Here is an 18,166-nt window from a genome sequence, read left to right on the forward strand (position 1 = left end):
AAAGAATTATGTTTAAAACATGAGAAAAGGGGTAGTTATTAAGTATAGGAGGAGATATAAAAATGTCACACGATGTGAAAGAACTAATCGAAGGATTAAATGAAGATTTAGCAGGAGAATACTCGGCAATTATTATGTATAACCATAATGCAGCTACAGTTTCTGGTATATATAGACAAGTGTTAAAACCTTTCTTTGAATCTGAAATTAGTGATGAACAAGGACATGCCCTATATTTAGCAGAGAAAATTAAGACGTTAGGTGGTACACCTACTACAATCCCTTTACCAGTGAAACAAGCAGAAGATGTGAGAGAAATGTTAGAATATGCTAGACAATCAGAATATGAAACAATTAAGCGTTATGAAAAGCGAAAAGAACAGGCAGCAAAATTAAATATGACAGAGTTAGTTGTAAAGTTAGAAGACATGATTGCAGATGAAACAAATCATATGGAAGAATTAGATCGTCTTTTAAATGACAAAGCAATGGTGCTAAATTAAATGTGGAAATTTATAGAATGAAAGAACAAACTCTCATTTCTGGGGGTTTGTTCTTTTGCTGTATAAATGTGTTTGAGTAGGAAATTTTCATTTCATAACTGAGTATGTAATACTAGAAAAATAGAAAATGATAATCGATTTACATTTTATATAAGAAAAGGGGAAATAACTTGTGTCCATTTTAATTGTCGATGATAATCCGGTGAATATCTTTGTAATTGAAAAAATTTTGAAGCAAGCTGGGTATCAGGATCTTGTATCGCTGAATTCTGCACAAGAGCTTTTCGAATACATCCATTTTGGAAAAGATTCTTCCAGGCATAATGAAATAGATTTAATACTATTAGATATTATGATGCCTGAAATTGATGGACTTGAAGTTTGTAGGCGATTACAAAAAGAGGAGAAGTTTAAAGATGTTCCTATTATTTTTGTAACAGCTTTAGAAGATGCAAATAAATTAGCTGAAGCGCTTGATATGGGGGCAATGGATTATATTACGAAACCGATAAATAAAGTTGAATTGTTAGCGCGTATGCGTGTAGCATTACGCTTGAAATCGGAATTAAATTGGCATAAAGAACAGGAAGAAAATCTTCGGAATGAACTAGATTTAGCTACGCAAGTACAAAGAAACTTATTAAGTAGTCCATTAAGAGAAGAACACATAAAAATCGAAGCAAGTTACTTACCTTCATTTAAACTAGCTGGAGATATGTATTACTGGTATAAAATCGATGAAAACCGCTACGGTATTATATTATTAGATGTGATGGGACATGGTGTATCTGCTTCATTAGTTTGTATGTTTATTTCGTCTGTATTACGTGAAACGATTAAAAGTTTAATCGATCCAGAACTCGTTATGAAAGACTTAAATAAATATATGACTCTTTTACATAATGAGAATGACAATATTCCATATTATTTTACAGCGATATACTTAGTAGTGGATACAGAAAAGAGAACGATTGAATATGTAAATGCAGGACATCCTTCTGGGTACGTTTTAGTTGATGAAACGAATGTAGTGGAACTAAATCGCGGGAGTTGTGCGGTAGGGTTTTTTGATGAAATAAAAGTTGAAAAGACAGTTATACCTTTTGAGAAGAACGCTCAAATCACATTGTTTACAGATGGTGTTCTTGAAGCAATTGCAAATGATGAATTTGAGGCTGAAGAGAAATTACGTACTTTTACAGAAAGAAAATGGGGAGAGTTAGAAGAAGAGATAGAAGGGTTTTATAAGGAAGAACAGAAGGAAGCACAATCAGATGATATGTGTCTCATTATGATACAAGCGAATACGAAATAAAAAGCGTATGAAATCCAAACAGAGGATTTCATACGCTTTTATTGTATTTTTTGATAGATTTGTTCGTTCGGATTAAATTGAATATAATGCGGCATTATATTTGAGAAACGAAGAGTTTCTTTATTTCCTAAACATAGGAATCCATTGTGACCTAAACTTTCATAAAATAGTTGCTGTACTTGGTTTTGAAGTTTACTCGTAAAGTAAATTAAAACGTTACGGCAAAGTATAATGTGAAATTCGTTAAAAGATTGATCAGTTACTAAATTATGCTGCGCAAAAATAATGTTTTGTAACAGTGACGGATTAAAATAAGCAAAACGACTATCCGTTGAATAATAGTTAGAAAATGCTTGTGTACCGCCAGCTTGTAAATAATTTTTCGTATAAGTTTGCATTTTATTTAATGGAAGAATGCCTTGTTTTGCTTTTTCTAACACATCTGTATTCATATCTGTTGCGTAAATAACAGCTTTTTCACTTAATCCTTCTTCGTGAAGTAAGATGGACATGGATAATACTTCTTCACCAGTTGCGCATCCAGCATGCCAAATTCTAATTTCAGGATGCTTTCTTAATTCAGGAATAACATGATCTCTTAGCGCCTTAAAAAAGATAGGGTTACGGAACATCTCAGTTACATTAATGGAGAAATCATTTAATAACTGTTCTAAAACCCCTTCCTCATGAATTACTTTTTCAATTAATTTTGAAATGGTAGGGATATGAGAGAGCTGCATTCGATTACAAATCCGTCTATAAATAGATGTGCGAGCATATTGACGAAAATCAAATCCAGATAGTTTAAATACCGCTTCTAATAGTAAGTCAATTTCTAAGTTCGTACGCTTATCCGCATCTACTGATGGATTAAAATTATAATACTTATTTTCCACTGAAACGAAACCTCACTTATTTTATTAACCATACACTCATTACCGAATAGAGTTGATGTAAATTTAATGGTTTACTTATATAATCTGAAGCGCCAGCAGATAAACATTTTTCCTTATCATTTGGCATTGCTTTAGCAGTTAATGCGATAATAGGTATTTCATGTAAGCCTAAATTCATTCGGATATGTTCCATCGTTTCATAACCGTCCATATTTGGCATCATAATATCCATTAAAATAAGGTCGATATTTGTATTGTGTTTTAGTATGTCTAAACACTCTATGCCGTTTTGTGCAGTAATAATGTTGACATGTTGTTTTTTTAATGCATTTTGTAATGCAAATATATTTCGATGATCATCATCGACAATTAAAATAGTTTTCTCTTGGAAGACATTATTTGTTTCAGGAGTCACGATAGTTTCCTCCACAACTTCAGCAGGAATAACTTCATCTACGGTTGCTGCGACTTCTAAATTAGATAACTGTACATCATGTAATCCATTTGGAAGGTTGGGAATATATACGGTGAAAGTACTGCCTTCTCCTACATGACTCTCTAACGTAATCCAACCACCTAACAATCTAGCAAACTCTTTACAAATAGATAATCCTAATCCTGTCCCACCATACTTCCGAATTGTTGCGCCATCAGCCTGTTGAAAGGCTTCAAAAATAAGTTGATGCTGTTCTTTAGCGATGCCAATACCAGTATCTTTTACTGAAATTGTAATCCAGTCTTTACTTACAGACTGCATATCATGACTTAAATTGCTTGTTTTGATTGAATCAAAATGTAAAGAGACGGATCCTTTTTCCGTGAATTTAAATGCATTGGATAATAAGTTTTTAATAATTTGTTCAATCCGTTTTGCATCTGTGTAAAACAAATCAGGAATCGTATCACTGTCTTCAACAGTAAATTCAACATTTTTTTGTGCAGCAATATGTAAGAAGTTTTGGTGCATACTTGCTGCCATGTCACTTATGTTCGTTGCTTCAAAAATGACGTCTAGTTTTCCGGCTTCTACTTTAGATAAATCTAGTATGTCATTAATTAAAGTAAGTAAATCTTTCCCTGATGAATGAATAACGGTTGCTAATTCAATTTCATCATCCGATAAATTGTTATCGTGATTTTCTTTTAACATTTCAGATAATAGTAAAATACTATTTAATGGTGTGCGTAATTCATGTGACATATTTGCTAGGAATTCTGATTTGTATTTTGAGCTACGTAACAACTCGCTTGCTTTTTCTTCTAATTCTAATTTAGTCACTTGTAAGTCAGCTGTCTTTTGCTCGGCCTCTTCCGTTCTAGACTCTAACTGTTCGTTCGTTGTTCTTAATTCCTCGGCTTGCATTTGTAGTTCTTCCGCTTGCGTTTGCAATTCTTCTGATTGAACTTGTAACTCTTCTGTCATTGCTTGTGATTCATGTAAAAGAGTTTGAATTCGCATACGTCCCATAATGCTGTGGATTGTTAAACCTAGATTATCAACAGTTTGGTGAATTAAATCTTGATGTAAATCTGAAATGTCAGTTACACTTACTAACTCCATTACTGCAATCACTTCATCCTCAAATAAGACAGGGATGACTAGTAAATTTTTAGGGCGTATTTCTAATAATCCAGTAGTAACGTAACGAAACTCTTCAGGTATGTCCCTAAGAATAAAACTTTTCTTTTCTAAAGCAGACTGTCCAATGAAACCTTCACCCATTTTAATGGATTGTTTTCCAATATCAATACCTTGATCGGCGAAAGAAGCTTTTTTCACAAAGTAGACAGTTTCTTCAACTTCTTCACGTACATAGAATGCACCGCAAGAAGTTTGCGTTTTTTGTATAATGCCACTCAAAATTTTGTTACCTAACATCTCAATAGAAGATACACCTTGATACATTAAAATTAATTCTGCAATCTCCGTTTGTAACCACTCTCTTTTCGATATTTCGTCTAGCAGATGGTTCGTTGTATGAGCAAGATCTTTTATTTCATCATGTGTATTTACATGAATTCTTTCCGTAATTTTTTCTTTAGAAGAAATGGATTTAATAGCTTGAATTACATTTTTAATCGTTTTTGTAATGGAATTCGAAATATAGAGTGAAACGATAATGGAAATACAAGAAAGTAAGAACAATAAACTGTATAACCAAAGCTCTAATTTATTATTTTTAGTATCTAATTGTGCAGCTCTTTTTTTCGTTAATTGCTCCTCAGTGCTACGGAAGTCAGTTAGTTGTGATTGTAATGATTGGATTTCGGTAGTGTCGATTTCTTGTATTTTATTACTATTATGATTTGCAATTAACGGGTGAATCTCTTTATTCATCCAATTAGTAATGTTTCCGTTAATCTCTTTTAATTTTTCTTGCTGAGATGGATTATCTTCTAATAAAGAAAAAAGATTATGGTAATGTTTTTCATAATCTCTTTCGGCAGAGTTAAGAGATTGCAAATAGTTCACGTTATTAGAAGTGATAAAGCCTTTCGCTTTATTTTCGATTGTTAGCAAGTCTTTCTCCACTTGATTCGTTAAATTGAGAACTTTAAAATCGTGATCAATAATAAAATTGCGAGATTTTTGTAAATTGGAAATCTGATTGTTTAACATAATAAAAGAAATAAGTAAAAACAAAATGATAACTAAATAACCAGCCATAATTTTGTAGCGAATACTAAATTTTGCTTTCGATTTCATTAAAAATTCCTACCTTCAAGGTTATTAAAAGTTTTCTATTTTAAAGAATGAAAAACGTAATATATATTATATCAGTTTTCATAGGGCTAAACTAGAAATCCCCCTATTGTATTAGGGGGTCTCGTTTTGAATAGAGGAAATCATTTTGAAGTATAAAACTATGTATGAAAAGTAACAATCGAGGGAATAGGGGATAATAAAACCTTTAAGAAGGAAAGAGTGTTCTTAAAGCTCTTTTTGCATCTATTCCTTCAAATATAAATAATACAAGCTCTCTCTTTTTTACAGTAAGGAAAAATGATACTAATGTGCTTAAGTTTTTAATAGAAGTAAGTGTTCCTTGTTTACTTATAAATACATTCGTTTGAAATGTTGTCATTAAAGCATAAAAATGATGAATCTGCGTTATTGTAGGTGTTTCATTATAAAGAATAGTAGTAGAGTGAATGGCGTTCATCGTAATTTTCCTTTCCATATAATAAGCATAACAATATAAACATACCCGTTTAAAAAAATGTTAAACCTATAAAATTTAAAAAATATAATTATAGTTTTTTACGTTTAGAAAGAGTTATGGAGGGTATACATATACTACAAAGAGATTGACCGAAGATGAATTGTAAGGTTTTATACTTTTACTTTAAATAAAAAGGAGACTGTTACATATGGATAAAATGATAACGGATATTACATTTGATTTCATTTACTTGTTAAGTAGTTCTCTTGTAATCCTTTTATTATTGGCGTTTTTTGTGAATGGATATGTGAATAAAAAAATTAGTGTATATAAAAACGAAGAGTAATAAAGATATATTATATAAAACTTTAGGAGGTTAATAGTTATGAATGTGGATAGAAAAATAGTAGGTGTTTTTCAAACAATTGATGATGCGGCACTCGTTATTAATGAATTAAAGGAAAAAGGATACTCGGCAGATAACATTTCAGCTATTGCGAAAGATCAAAAGGAAATTGAACATCTGGAAGAAAAATCAGGTGAGAAAGTGAATCATGAAACTGCACATAAAGGAGATATCTTTTCAGCGACAGGGCTTGTAGCTGGAGGAGTAGCAGGCGGACTCGGAGGTTTATTAACAGGCCTTGGTGTACTTGCTGTATCTGGACTGGGCCCAATTGTAGCAGCAGGACCGATCGCAGCAGCAATTGGGGGAGCCGGTATTGGCGGAGGAGCTGGAAGTTTAATAGGAGCATTTATCGGATTAGGCATTCCAGAAGAACACGCTAAGAAATATGAAGAATACATTTACGATGGAAATATATTAATTTTAGTAGATGCAAAATTAGATGATAAGTTAGAAATCTATAAAATATTTGATAAGCATAATGCTTATAACTCTGATTTCTTTAAATAAAATGTAAACAAAGTAAATATCGTTTTTGGTCTTACAAATTTGGCGCGACCGAGGAGTCGTATGACTATAAGAGAGGAAGGGCTTATAGTACAAGATCAAGTTCTATTCTATTATTTAAAAGGAAAGAGGTGTCTATTCGTGATTGTAAAAATATTAAAGGATAGTAATAATAGTTTCCTTTGTACAGTGCAAAATAAAAACGGGGATCAGTATGTGAAGAAATGGTTTCGTAAACATGAAAACAATGAAGAATTAGGACGACCAACTTTTAAAGAAGTAGAACGCGACTGGAAAGAAAATAGGGAATCGTTTATGTATCCTAATGTTAAAGCACTTTATTAAACAAAATAGTCGCTGTATTCTTACAAAACTGTCACATTCCTGTAAGGTAATTCAATAGATTCGTTGCTTGTTCCATGTCATAATAAAGACATAAGAAAGCTAATTAAAACTACAATTTATTAGGAGAGTGTCAGTCATGATTGTAACAACAACGTCTGGAATTCAAGGTAAAGAAATTATTGAGTATATCGATATTGTAAATGGTGAAGCTATTATGGGTGCAAATATTGTCCGCGATTTATTCGCTTCTGTTCGTGATGTTGTCGGTGGTCGTGCTGGTTCTTATGAAAGTAAGCTAAAAGAAGCTCGTGATATCGCAATGGATGAAATGAAAGAACTTGCAAAACAAAAAGGTGCGAACGCTATCGTTGGTGTTGACGTAGATTACGAGGTTGTTCGTGATGGAATGTTAATGGTTGCTGTAAGTGGTACAGCTGTACGTATATAAGTAAAAAAACAGGCTCACCCCTCGAAGCTTATGCTTTGAGGGGATTTTTTTGTCCGTACTTATTCCAAGGTCGCTTCTTTTTTGGATTATGAATAATTATTTCCTGTCTTGCTATAAATTTCATAAGCAAAAAATCCAAATAAATAGCCGATTCCAGCTCCTAAACTCACCGCAAGAAGTGAATAATCCGGGAAAAACATGCCGGAAATTAAACCGATTATACAGCCAACGAGCATTCCTATTGGTATGAAGCTATCTAATAATACTTGAGCTTTTTTTGATTTTTTCTTACCTAATGTGCCGTTGTTATATTTATGTTTAAGCCTTCCAATCACATACACTACAATTCCTCCAACTATTACAACAGGCGCAATTGCCGTGAGTAACCACATGTTATAGTCTCCTTTCATCTTTTAAAATAATTATACCAAATAATTACAATTTGTTCGAATAGTGGATGATTGAGGAATAATAATGATGTTGGCGCACTTTCTCTAAGTAGTGTTGCGTTAAATCTATAGATGCATAGTTGTTATTGAAAGGTAATAATCCCCCTATAAAATAATTGGGTAAAATTTCAAATTACTGTGCTACTATAGACTGAAAATGATACAGTAATAATTAAGATAATGCGGTTCACTATTTCATTTTAAATTATTTAGAAAGATATTGAGGTGCAATAAATGATACATAACATTCCAGATGTTTATACAAAAAAAATTCTTATAGTAGACGATGAAAAAGAGATTTTAAATTTGTTAGAAGCGGTTTTAAAGAAAGAAGGGTTTCGACATATTTATACGTGTACAACAGGAAAAGGTGGAATACACATGTGTAGGCAAGTGCAGCCAGATCTTATCCTATTAGATATTATGCTTCCAGATTTAGATGGATATAGTGTTTGTGAGCAAATTCGACAGTTTACATTCGTTCCAATATTCTTCTTATCGGCAAAAAATGAAGATTTAGATAAAATACTTGGATTAAGTATAGGTGGTGATGATTACATTACAAAACCTTTTAGTCCAAAAGAAGTAGCGTATAAAATGAAAGCATTTTTTCGACGCAATCAATATAAAGAAAAGAATCCGAATATGTATCAGTTTGGAGATATTACAATAGATGAGGCACAAGGGACAGTGCTAAGGGCTGGCACATTACTAAGCTTAACAGCAAAAGAATTTAATATATTACTATTTTTAATAAAAAACCCAAATCAAATTTTTAGTAAGGCTCGATTATATGAAGCTGTCTGGGGCGAAACATACTTGGGGAATGATAATATTATGATGGTACATATAAGACATTTAAGAGAAAAAATAGAGGATAATCCCTCTAAACCTAATTATCTTGTAACAGTAAGGGGACTTGGATATAAGCTTAATAAAAAAGGTGATGCAAAATGAAGTGGAAGGTCACGAGACTATATATTACCTCATTAATAGGATTAATTGTGTTTATCCTGATCGTTCAATTTTTTGCTTTTAGTTATTTAGTATTTACATATAATCGTGGGGGGATGGATGATCCAGAGAGCTTAGTATTAGCTTTTCAAAAAGAAATCAAAGTAGAAAATGGAAGTATTTCTATAACAAATAAAGGGGAAAAATTTTTACAAGAGCATGGAGCTTGGTTACAAGTATTAAATCATAATAGTGATGAAATTTTTCAAATGTATAAGCCTAAAAATACACCAAATCACTATACTCCTAGTGACTTAATTTTACGCTATAAGTACGATATTGGGGATTATACAACGTTTGTAGGTAAGTTAGATAAAAATACACAGGTAGATAGCTACATTGTCGCTTTCCCGTCAAATCAAGCATTACGGAAGTCTGTTTATTTGAACTTCAATAATTTATCTAGCTTCTATCCATATGGAATTTTAATGTTAATAGGAGTGACAGTGGTTTGTATTTTATTATTTGCTTACATTGTGGCAAGGTATATGTCAAAACCTGTTGTCATGATAATTGAACATATAAATAAGTTAAAGCAAGGACAATATAAACAAGTACCGGAAGAAAAGGGAATATATGCAGAGGTGTATAAAAATCTGAATCAGCTATCACATCAACTAGAGGATATTAGCGTTCAGAGAAAAAGACTAGATATGATGCGAGCTGAGTGGATTATAAACATCTCGCATGATTTAAAGACACCGCTTTCTTCTATTAAAGGATATAGTGAAGTTATAGGAAATCGGGAATATAAAATTAATGCACAAGAAATGTATCAATATGCAGAAGTAATTCAGAATAAATCAATTTATATAGAAAAAATGATTGATGATTTAAAACTTACGTATCAATTGAAGAATACGTTGTTACCTATCCATAAAACTACAGTAGATATTGTAAATCTCACTCGAGAAATAATTATTGAATTTCTGAATATGCCTCATTATGAAAATCGAATAATTGAATTTGAATGCCTTCAGGAAGAAATAATTATAAAAGCAGATCAGGGATTAATCCAACGTGCCATAGTAAATTTATTGAATAATGCACTCATTCATACTGATAATAAAACATTAATACAAGTTTGTATAAAACAAACAATTGGATACACCATAGTTACAATTGAGGACAATGGTGAAGGAATAAATAAAAGTGATTTACCACATATTTTTGATCGATACTTCCGTGGTACAAATACAGATCCAAAAAGTGGTTCAGGTTTAGGAATGGCAATTGTAAAGGAAATTATTGTAGCTCACGGCGGAGAAATTGCAGTAGAAAGCATCGAAGGAAACGGTACTAAAATTACATTTCAGCTTCCAATAAAAAATTAAGCTAAACTTAAGGTCAGCTCAATTCAAGATTAAGCAAAAACTTTCATAATAAATGATAGCTTAATCAAAAAAGAGGTGCCAATAATGGGAACATATATCGTTGAAACAGAAGGTTTGACAAAGACATATGGAGCTGTAAATAGTGTGAATCAATTACAAATGCAGGTTGGTAAAGGTGAAATTTATGGATTTTTAGGTCCAAATGGGGCTGGGAAAACGACGACAATTAGAATGCTACTGGGATTAATAAAACCGACTACAGGTAACATTAAGATATTCAATCAAGATTTAAAAACAAATCGAATAGATATTTTAAGAGAGGTTGGCTCTCTTGTTGAATCGCCATCTTATTATGGACATTTAACAGGCTATGAAAACTTAGAAGTTATTCGGCAAATGTTACAAGTACCCAAAAAGAATATTGATGAGGTGCTGCGCATTGTTCGATTAGAGAAACAAAAAAATAAACTAGTTAAACAATACTCACTTGGAATGAAGCAACGCCTTGGTATAGCGATGGCGCTACTTGGAAATCCGAAACTATTAATTTTAGATGAACCTACAAATGGTTTAGACCCTGCTGGAATTCAAGAAATTCGTGAACTCATCAAACAACTACCAAGGCAATATGATATGACAGTTGTTATTTCTAGTCATTTGTTAAATGAGATGGATCAAATTGCAACGCAAGTGGGCATTATTAATAGTGGGCAACTTATTTTTCAAGATAAAATTGAAGTGTTACGAAAAAAAAGCCAGGCATCGATGAAAATACGCGTAAATGATGTAGTGAAGGCGCATCAAATTTTAGAGCAGCATCATATTCACCTAAGCATTGACGGTAATTGCTTAGTTACGCAGCAACAAGAAGATTATTTTATTTCTCACATAAATGATTTATTAGTACAGCACAACTTATCAGTGTATCGGATTCAAGAAGAGAAACATACGTTGGAAGAAATATTTCTAAGCCTAACAGAAAAAGGCGGTGTTTTATAATGGTTGCTGCCTTAAGAAGTGAATTATTGAAATTAAAAAGAAAGAAATTGTTTTTGATAGTATTTTTGATACAGGCTTTAGCGTTATTTTGGTTATTTGCTATTGTGTCACAAGAAAAAAAGGAATTTCTAAATTGGGAGTCGCTTCTTTCAAGGTTAAGTATGATAAATGCACTGTTTTTACCTATAATGATTGCAACAATAGCATCTCGGATCATTGATTTTGAAAATAAAGGGAACACCTGGAAGCTATTGTGTGCAATTTCTATATCTAGGAAGCTAGTATACATAACCAAAATTATCTTCAGCCTCTTTTTTCTTGTATACGCAAGTATGATTTCTATTTCTGTAATTATAGTAATAGGGAAATTTTTTAATTTTGAAAGTCAGATTCCGGTGATATTATTACTGAAATACGGTTGTTTTACCATTATAGGATGTATTCCAATGGTTATTTTGCAACTTTGGATATCTTTAGTAGTGAAAAATCAAGTATTTGCTTTAATGGCAGGTGTAATTGGCTCATTTCTGGGATATGCCGGGCAAATGCTTTCTTGGAAAACATGGATAATTTGGACATATTCATCTCTTACAAATCCAATTTCTTGGGCATTTTCCAATGGGAAAATAGTATTTTTCCAAAACCAAGGAGTCATGATGAATCTTTTGTTAAGTCTAGGAGTTAGTTTACTATTTATCATTCTTAGCACTATCCATTTTTCACAAAAAGATATCCATTAGGAGGATGCAAATATGTTATTAAGCTCATTTCGGTGCGAATTATTAAAATTAAAACGTTCAAAAATATGGATTGTAATGACATTCATTCCGCTTATTTGTATTGCGCTTGGACTCATAAATTTTCAAGTGAACTACGATGTCTTAATGAAAGTCTCAACAAATGAGTGGGAGAAAGCTTGGACACAAGTTGGCTTAATTTATGGCTTATTTTTATTTCCTGTTGTAGTAAGTATGTATTGTGCGTTTGTATGCCGTTTTGAACATAGTGAAGGTAATTGGAAAAAAATATTATCTTTACCAATCCCATTTCGATATGTGTACATGGCAAAGTTATTAGTCATCTTTATGTTAACTTTATTGACACAAGTATTTTTTTTAATTGCTTATATCGTAATTGGTAAACTATTAGGTATTGCAAGTCCTATTCCGTGGGTTTCATTATTAAATTGGTCATTCAATGGATGGATTGGTACATTTTCAATTGCTGCATTACAATTATTTCTTTCATCTTCTATAAAAAGTTTTGCAATTCCAGTTGGAATGAGTTTTGGTTTTACATGCGTAGGAATGATATTTCATTATTTAAATATCGGATATATATGGCCATTTGCGCAACCGGGATTAGCCATGGATCCTATTCATTTAAAAGGTTTGCAGAATTTCTCTCAATTTAGTAGTTTTTATATGTTAAGTTGCTTATTTGTTATTATATTTACTTTTGCTGGAGTTCGAAGATTTACAATAAAAGATATTATATGAATAGGCGTATAGTGGAATTATTGAAATATTAGGTTATAGAACAGATGGATTTTTCAGGTGAACTACGTGTATTAATAAAAAGAGCTAAGTTTATTCTTAATAGGATAAACTTAGCTTTTTTATTTTATCTTGCTTAGCGTATTTTTTTCGGAATATAGGTGCTACTCCTTATATTCATCATTTAAGCTGCTTTCAAATGAGTCTATACATAATATGCTCTTATTTTGAATGCATTTATCTTCGTATTCATGTAGTCGATTAAAAAAACACTCAAAATAGATCCTTCACTTGTAGTTAATAACTCGTCAAAAACACTTTGCCTTTCGTTTTCTCAGCAGACTGCACAACATCAACCGCTGCTTGCACATCTGCTAAGTCATACGTAGAATGTACTTTCATAAAACGTAATTGCTTATTTTCTACTAAGTGAATTAAATGACGAAACGTCTCTTGCCATTTATATGGTGACACTTCTTTATTCCAATGCCGTAAATGAAATATGTTCGCGTGCACTTTTGCTTTCGTGACAATCTCTGCCCAGTTAACTTGTACACCTGATAGAAGACCGATCGTTAAAAAGTGCCCGTTTGGACGTAAGGAGAAAGCCAATTCATTTCCATCTGATCCCCCGATAGAATCAATTGCAGCATCCGCGCCGAGCCCGTTTGTTAATGTCATAACGGTTTCATAAAGCGGGGTAGTGGAAGTATCGATTACATGGTGGGCACCAAGCTCAAGTAATTCCTCTGTATGTTTACTATTTCTTGTCACGGCAATGAGTCGGAAGTTTAAAATGTGTGATAACTGCGCAAAAAGATGACCAATTGCGGATCCACAAGCATTCACTAATAAAACATCATTCTGTTGTAAGTTTAACGTTTCTGTACATGTAACCCACGCCGTAAGAGGATTAATATACATTTGTGCCGCTGTAAAATCATCGATGGAATCAGGAATAGGGACTACAAAATCAGCTGATGTTTTCACATATTCTTGCCAAGTACCTTCTCCGCGTAACGGTAAAACACGTTTGCCGATAAGTTCTCTAGAAACAAAAGCCCCTACATCTTCTACAATGCCAACACCTTCATAACCAGGTATGTTAGGTAACGGAATTCTATGTGCGTACGCTCCGGTTATTGGAATTAAGTCAGATGGATTAATCGGTCTAACTAACATACGAACTAGCACTTCATTATCTCTTAATGGTTCTATATTTTTATATTCAACTTGTAGTACATCTTTTGGATTGCCGAACTTGTGAAATTGAATGTGTTTTCCGTGCACGATAAATGTTCCCCCTTAGTTTGATTGGGTTTATTATAGCATTTTTGGTTTGAAGGGCTATTTTGTTGAAAATGAATAAAAGGGAACAAAAGGCTATTATTCTTCCCGTTCTAGTTTGTAAGGTTTAGCCTAGTATTGCATAATTTGCAGTGTAGGCCTTATTTAATAATTAGTATGAGTATGTATTTTATATTTAATTGGAAGTTAATTGTAGTAATTGTCTTAATTTATTTAAAGTTTCTGGGTCTTTAGGTCGATACATAGTGAGTTTTAAGTCTGGAGCGTCATACACCCGGAATGTAATATGTTCGAATAATAGTGTGCCTACTATTGGATGATGGATTTCCTTTTTTCCACTCGGTGTACCGAGAACATCGTGAGCGGGCCACCATTCTTGGAACTCTACGCTAATAGCCATTAATTCTTCCACTACTTCTTTGAGCCATTCTTCACCAACAAAACGACTACATGTAGCTCTAAATTGTGCTAAAAGTCTCCTTGCATGGGCCTCCCAATCATTTGCTAATAAGGTTCGATATTCTTGAGAGGCAAAACATCTCCAAACTGCATTTCTTTCTTTGAAACTCATAGTTTCAAAATCTCCAAATACTGCACTTGCAACACGGTTCCAGGTTACAACATCCCAAAGTTGATCTGTTACATATATCGGGTAAAACTTTAAATCATCTATAAAATTTTGTAGTACAGGGCTTACTTCGTCATCAGTTTTTAAAGGCTTTTCAGGAGGTAACTGTTGATGAGCTAATAAAAACATATGCTCACGTTCTTCTTTATCTAAGCGTAAGGCATCAGCTAAACTTTCTAAAGCCTGTATTGAGACTTGGATATCTCGGCCTTGCTCAATCCACGTGTACCAAGTTACCCCAATATTAGCTAGTTGTGCTACTTCTTCACGACGTAATCCTTTGGTTTTTCTGCGTGAACTAATTGGTAATCCAAAATCTTGTGGAGAAAGTCGGTTGCGTCTAGACTTCAAAAAATTTCCGAGTTCTTTTTTTCTTTCCTGTTCACTGTTCATAAAAAGCCCCTTTCTTTAAGGTAGTACTGTTAATACTAGTATAACTGGATATCTATTTACATTAAAATATTTGTTTTATATTAAAGTTGTAGTTTTGATAAAGGGGGTGAATAAAGTGAATAAAGCCAATGCTTCTGTACAAGAAAACCCAAGAGTTACAAAGGGAGTAATCTTTTTCATGGCAGTTGCTTGTGGATTTACAGTGGCGAATGTGTATTTAAATCAGGTTTTGCTTGTAAGCATGGGGAAGACATTTAATGTAGCAGCAGCATCTATTGGTATTGTAGCCACTTTAACACAAGTAGGATATGCTTTAGGGAATCTTTTAGTAGTACCACTTGGGGACATATTTGAGAGAAGAAAATTAATTTTAACGTTGCTATGTGCAGTAAGTCTTTCACTAGCAGCAGCCGCTATTTCACCAAATGTGACTTGGCTTGTGGTGACCAACTTTTTGATAGGGATTTGTACGGTTATTCCTCAGATAATTGTACCCCTTGTAGCTAGTTTGGTTGATGAAAAGGTGCGCGGAAAGGTCCTAGGAAATGTAGCCATAGGCTTGGTATGTGGGATTTTAGGAGCACGTTTTGTTAGTGGCTTGATTGACGTGCATTTTGGTTGGAGAGCAATGTATTGGGTCTCCTTTGCAAGTATGCTGGTAATCATTGTACTCACAAGACTTTTACTACCCAAAAGTCAAGGGGTTGCTTCTATGAAGTATAGTGAGTTATTGACTTCATTAGGCCCCATGTTTATACAAGAAAAAGTACTGCGTCAAGCTTGTATAAGCCAAGGAATGATATTTGGTGCATTTAGCGTGTTCTGGACAACTCTTGGCTTCCTTCTACAATCACCTTCTTATTCATATGGAAGTGATGTTGTAGGATTAGTTGGGTTAGTTGGAATAGGAGGTGCATTTGCTACTCCTATAATTGGGCGGGTAATTGATAAAAAGGGTCCAATTTATGCGAATACTCTTTGTATGACAATTACATTCATAGCATTTATTATTTCTATTACGTTAGGTTACTGGTTAACTGCTTTAATTTTATCTGCATTATTAGTAACTGTAGGTACACAAGCAAATCAAGTTGCATGTCAAGCCAGAATATTTCAGCTCTCCCCAGATAAACGTAGTAGATTAAATGGACTGTATATGGTAGCCACTTTTTTAGGTGGGGCACTTGGATCGTATATAGGGGTATTAGCTTGGAGCAATTGGGGTTGGCTAGGAGTTTGCATAACAGGTATGGTGATGGTGAGTTTAGGATTTACGAGTCTTTTAAACATGAAAAATGAGGTTAAGAGCTTAAAAATGGTTGAAAATATGAAAAGGGGCGATGCATAATGGTAAGGAATGAAGAGAATTATCAAAAAGGTCTAGATATTCTGAAAAAAATAGACGAGGAGAATTATCAAGCGATTGTCGATAGTTTTAAAGATTCTATTGCACCAGATTTAGGCACATTAGCTGTTGAATTTAATTACGGACAAATTTTTTCAAGACCAGGATTAGATTTAAAGTCTCGTCTATTAGCTACAGTAGCTGGGTTAACGGTATTAGGAAATACGCAACAACTTAAGTTTTATATTAATGGAGCTTTAAATGTAGGGTGGACAGAAGAAGAAATTGTAGAAGTAATGATGCAAATGTTGATTTATGGTGGTTTTCCAATAGCTTTAAATACGATTTTGACAGTTGCTACGGAAGTATTTGAAGAAAGAAAAATGGCAACAAAGTAAAAAAACGTAAGGGATGGAGAATAATATGATTATTGATAGCCATGCACATAGCAGGTTTAATGGAAAATAAAAATGTCTTTGTGAATGAAAGACATAATTTTACACTAGTTGATGTTGCAGTTGAACCCTTACAAGGAGGTGGATTTGAAATTAATGACACTGATTTACGAGCAGCTAGATTTGCTATGGATACATAAGTGGATTGGTGAGCATACGGAATTAATTCTCACGGATAAACCTTATGTTAAAGAGATGGATAAAGATACTACCATGGAAGGGTTTCCTAATACTCTGACAAGAAGCCACTTGAAAAGTGGCCTCTTCTATTTTTTATTAAGCCGAAGCTCTCTTCATTCTCTCAAGTAAACTAGATAACACATGCGTACGATACGATTCTAGTTTTTTACCTTCATAAGTACGGATACCTAATTTTTTAAGTTCTTTTACATACCAACCTTTGCTTCCGAAATACATGTGATCGCTCCCCTTCAACTTTATTTTATTTGTTCTGATTGCATATGGAGGTACAGGTAATATAATGAAGGAAATGAATTTCGCGCGAAAATGGTTAACTTTGTTGCAAAAGACATATATACTAAAGATAGTATACAACGAGGTGGACAAGACGTGATTATAGAGAAGCACGAAATTCAAATTGACCAAATTACGAGTGGTAAAGTGAATATTTTTACTTTCTATCGAAATAGAAAGCAAATTGATGATCAGTTTTTACGATTGCAAGAACCATCGCTTACAGCAAACTACTTCTTCCATTTTCATTTTGATGCAGAGAGCTTGCATCTACTGCGGGAAGAGTTTCCAAGCGTATATCCGTACGACGGTAGTGAAACGATTCACGAATGGACGGAAAAGATGAAAGCGGAATTGCAACATCAGATCCAAACAGGAAAATGGAATAAGCGCGTACGTATCGGTAATCGCATTCTAGATGTGGTGTTTACGTGGTGTGACGAAGATATAGTAGAGTGAAAAAGAAGCGGATGACGCTTCTTTTTTTAGCGCTGGAATAAAACGAGCTTACCTGCAGAAGATGTGCAGCGATGTGTTTTTTCATACAATCCTTTTTCTCGTAAAAGAGATTCACCTTTTGCTTTCGCTTCTTTTTCAGTTGCCGCCTCGAATGATTCGTCTAATGCTTTAGAACCATCTTTTTCAAAGACTGTTAGAACGTATACTCCCATGAAAATTCCCTCCAAT

General features: G+C 33.4%; 23 protein-coding genes. 15 read left to right on the forward strand and 8 right to left on the reverse strand.

The window, feature by feature from the left end; genetic code table 11:
- Nucleotides 1–62: 62 nt before the first annotated feature.
- Both ACTFRN_RS11845 and ACTFRN_RS11850 read left to right on the forward strand, forming a co-directional pair.
- Nucleotides 63–503, forward strand: coding sequence for a ferritin-like domain-containing protein (locus ACTFRN_RS11845; RefSeq protein ID WP_000017746.1), 441 nt, complete (start codon nt 63–65; stop codon nt 501–503).
- A 172-nt stretch (nt 504–675) separates the two neighbouring features.
- Nucleotides 676–1,818 (forward strand): fused response regulator/phosphatase, encoded by a 1,143-nt coding sequence (locus ACTFRN_RS11850; protein ID WP_000025529.1) that lies wholly within the window; start codon nt 676–678, stop codon nt 1,816–1,818.
- A 38-nt stretch (nt 1,819–1,856) separates the two neighbouring features.
- Here ACTFRN_RS11850 and ACTFRN_RS11855 read toward each other — a convergent pair whose 3' ends face one another.
- From ACTFRN_RS11855 to ACTFRN_RS11865, 3 genes are all read right to left on the reverse strand, one after another.
- Entirely contained in the window at nt 1,857–2,714 is an 858-nt protein-coding gene (locus tag ACTFRN_RS11855) for a CheR family methyltransferase (RefSeq protein ID WP_000429060.1), read from the reverse strand.
- A 16-nt stretch (nt 2,715–2,730) separates the two neighbouring features.
- Complete coding sequence (locus tag ACTFRN_RS11860; RefSeq protein WP_000836725.1) at nt 2,731–5,421, reverse strand: ATP-binding protein; 2,691 nt, start codon at nt 5,419–5,421, stop codon at nt 2,731–2,733.
- Nucleotides 5,422–5,626: 205 nt separating this feature from the next.
- Entirely contained in the window at nt 5,627–5,878 is a 252-nt protein-coding gene (locus tag ACTFRN_RS11865) for a hypothetical protein (RefSeq protein WP_000991339.1), read from the reverse strand.
- Between the two features lie 208 nt (nt 5,879–6,086).
- On the opposite strand from ACTFRN_RS11865, the gene ACTFRN_RS11870 reads away from it, so the two are divergent.
- From ACTFRN_RS11870 to ACTFRN_RS11885, 4 genes are all read left to right on the forward strand, one after another.
- The gene (locus ACTFRN_RS11870; protein WP_000359813.1) at nt 6,087–6,224 is read left to right on the forward strand and encodes a hypothetical protein; all 138 of its coding nucleotides are present in this window, start codon (nt 6,087–6,089) and stop codon (nt 6,222–6,224) included.
- A 39-nt stretch (nt 6,225–6,263) separates the two neighbouring features.
- Complete coding sequence (locus tag ACTFRN_RS11875; RefSeq protein WP_014893247.1) at nt 6,264–6,794, forward strand: general stress protein; 531 nt, start codon at nt 6,264–6,266, stop codon at nt 6,792–6,794.
- A gap of 138 nt (nt 6,795–6,932) precedes the next feature.
- Nucleotides 6,933–7,136, forward strand: coding sequence for a DUF4028 family protein (locus tag ACTFRN_RS11880; protein ID WP_001996867.1), 204 nt, complete (start codon nt 6,933–6,935; stop codon nt 7,134–7,136).
- A gap of 136 nt (nt 7,137–7,272) precedes the next feature.
- Nucleotides 7,273–7,584, forward strand: a complete 312-nt coding sequence (locus ACTFRN_RS11885) for a YbjQ family protein (RefSeq protein WP_000637511.1) — start codon at nt 7,273–7,275, stop codon at nt 7,582–7,584.
- 86 nt (nt 7,585–7,670) lie between these two features.
- Here the strand turns inward: ACTFRN_RS11885 and ACTFRN_RS11890 are convergent, their stop codons facing one another.
- Complete coding sequence (locus ACTFRN_RS11890; RefSeq protein ID WP_088106476.1) at nt 7,671–7,976, reverse strand: hypothetical protein; 306 nt, start codon at nt 7,974–7,976, stop codon at nt 7,671–7,673.
- A 291-nt stretch (nt 7,977–8,267) separates the two neighbouring features.
- On the opposite strand from ACTFRN_RS11890, the gene ACTFRN_RS11895 reads away from it, so the two are divergent.
- The 5 genes from ACTFRN_RS11895 (at nt 8,268) to ACTFRN_RS11915 (ending at nt 12,879) form a co-directional block, all read left to right on the forward strand.
- Nucleotides 8,268–8,990, forward strand: coding sequence for a response regulator transcription factor (locus ACTFRN_RS11895; RefSeq protein ID WP_088106475.1), 723 nt, complete (start codon nt 8,268–8,270; stop codon nt 8,988–8,990).
- Complete coding sequence (locus ACTFRN_RS11900) at nt 8,987–10,381, forward strand: sensor histidine kinase (protein ID WP_088106474.1); 1,395 nt, start codon at nt 8,987–8,989, stop codon at nt 10,379–10,381. The genes ACTFRN_RS11895 and ACTFRN_RS11900 overlap by 4 nt, the downstream gene beginning before the upstream one ends.
- Nucleotides 10,382–10,465: 84 nt before the next feature.
- Nucleotides 10,466–11,380, forward strand: a complete 915-nt coding sequence (locus ACTFRN_RS11905; RefSeq protein ID WP_000537654.1) for an ABC transporter ATP-binding protein — start codon at nt 10,466–10,468, stop codon at nt 11,378–11,380.
- On the forward strand, nt 11,380–12,120 hold the full coding sequence (locus ACTFRN_RS11910; protein ID WP_000225024.1) for an ABC transporter permease: 741 nt from the start codon (nt 11,380–11,382) through the stop codon (nt 12,118–12,120). Before ACTFRN_RS11905 ends, ACTFRN_RS11910 begins: the two co-directional genes overlap by 1 nt.
- 12 nt (nt 12,121–12,132) lie before the next feature.
- Nucleotides 12,133–12,879 carry an ABC transporter permease gene (locus ACTFRN_RS11915; RefSeq protein ID WP_074567656.1) on the forward strand — a complete coding sequence of 249 codons (747 nt, stop codon included), beginning with the start codon at nt 12,133–12,135 and terminating at the stop codon, nt 12,877–12,879.
- A 294-nt stretch (nt 12,880–13,173) separates the two neighbouring features.
- Here ACTFRN_RS11915 and ACTFRN_RS11920 read toward each other — a convergent pair whose 3' ends face one another.
- On the reverse strand, nt 13,174–14,166 hold the full coding sequence (locus tag ACTFRN_RS11920) for a zinc-dependent alcohol dehydrogenase family protein (RefSeq protein ID WP_074567655.1): 993 nt from the start codon (nt 14,164–14,166) through the stop codon (nt 13,174–13,176).
- A 193-nt stretch (nt 14,167–14,359) separates the two neighbouring features.
- On the reverse strand, nt 14,360–15,205 hold the full coding sequence (locus ACTFRN_RS11925) for a helix-turn-helix transcriptional regulator (RefSeq protein WP_001083675.1): 846 nt from the start codon (nt 15,203–15,205) through the stop codon (nt 14,360–14,362).
- A gap of 178 nt (nt 15,206–15,383) precedes the next feature.
- Between ACTFRN_RS11925 and ACTFRN_RS11930 the strand changes: the two genes are divergently transcribed.
- Genes ACTFRN_RS11930 through ACTFRN_RS11940 form a run of 3 tightly spaced genes read left to right on the forward strand, consistent with a single transcriptional unit; the run spans nt 15,384 to nt 17,145 of the window.
- Entirely contained in the window at nt 15,384–16,553 is a 1,170-nt protein-coding gene (locus ACTFRN_RS11930) for an MFS transporter (protein ID WP_048519793.1), read from the forward strand.
- Nucleotides 16,553–16,948 carry a carboxymuconolactone decarboxylase family protein gene (locus ACTFRN_RS11935; RefSeq protein WP_000252034.1) on the forward strand — a complete coding sequence of 132 codons (396 nt, stop codon included), beginning with the start codon at nt 16,553–16,555 and terminating at the stop codon, nt 16,946–16,948. Before ACTFRN_RS11930 ends, ACTFRN_RS11935 begins: the two co-directional genes overlap by 1 nt.
- A 32-nt stretch (nt 16,949–16,980) precedes the next feature.
- Nucleotides 16,981–17,145, forward strand: a complete 165-nt coding sequence (locus ACTFRN_RS11940) for a hypothetical protein (protein WP_154214273.1) — start codon at nt 16,981–16,983, stop codon at nt 17,143–17,145.
- Between the two features lie 136 nt (nt 17,146–17,281).
- Here ACTFRN_RS11940 and ACTFRN_RS11945 read toward each other — a convergent pair whose 3' ends face one another.
- Complete coding sequence (locus ACTFRN_RS11945; RefSeq protein WP_000273537.1) at nt 17,282–17,422, reverse strand: YflJ family protein; 141 nt, start codon at nt 17,420–17,422, stop codon at nt 17,282–17,284.
- A 153-nt stretch (nt 17,423–17,575) separates the two neighbouring features.
- Between ACTFRN_RS11945 and ACTFRN_RS11950 the strand changes: the two genes are divergently transcribed.
- A complete protein-coding gene (locus ACTFRN_RS11950) occupies nt 17,576–17,938 on the forward strand; it encodes a hypothetical protein (RefSeq protein WP_124878226.1) in 363 nt (120 codons plus the stop codon).
- Between the two features lie 26 nt (nt 17,939–17,964).
- Here the strand turns inward: ACTFRN_RS11950 and ACTFRN_RS11955 are convergent, their stop codons facing one another.
- Entirely contained in the window at nt 17,965–18,150 is a 186-nt protein-coding gene (locus ACTFRN_RS11955; RefSeq protein ID WP_062821465.1) for a YhzD family protein, read from the reverse strand.
- Between the last annotated feature and the right edge of the window lie 16 nt (nt 18,151–18,166).

Source organism: Bacillus cereus group sp. MYBK245-2, assembly GCF_051916145.1.
In the GTDB taxonomy this organism is placed as follows: Bacteria; Bacillota; Bacilli; order Bacillales; family Bacillaceae_G; genus Bacillus_A; species Bacillus_A pacificus.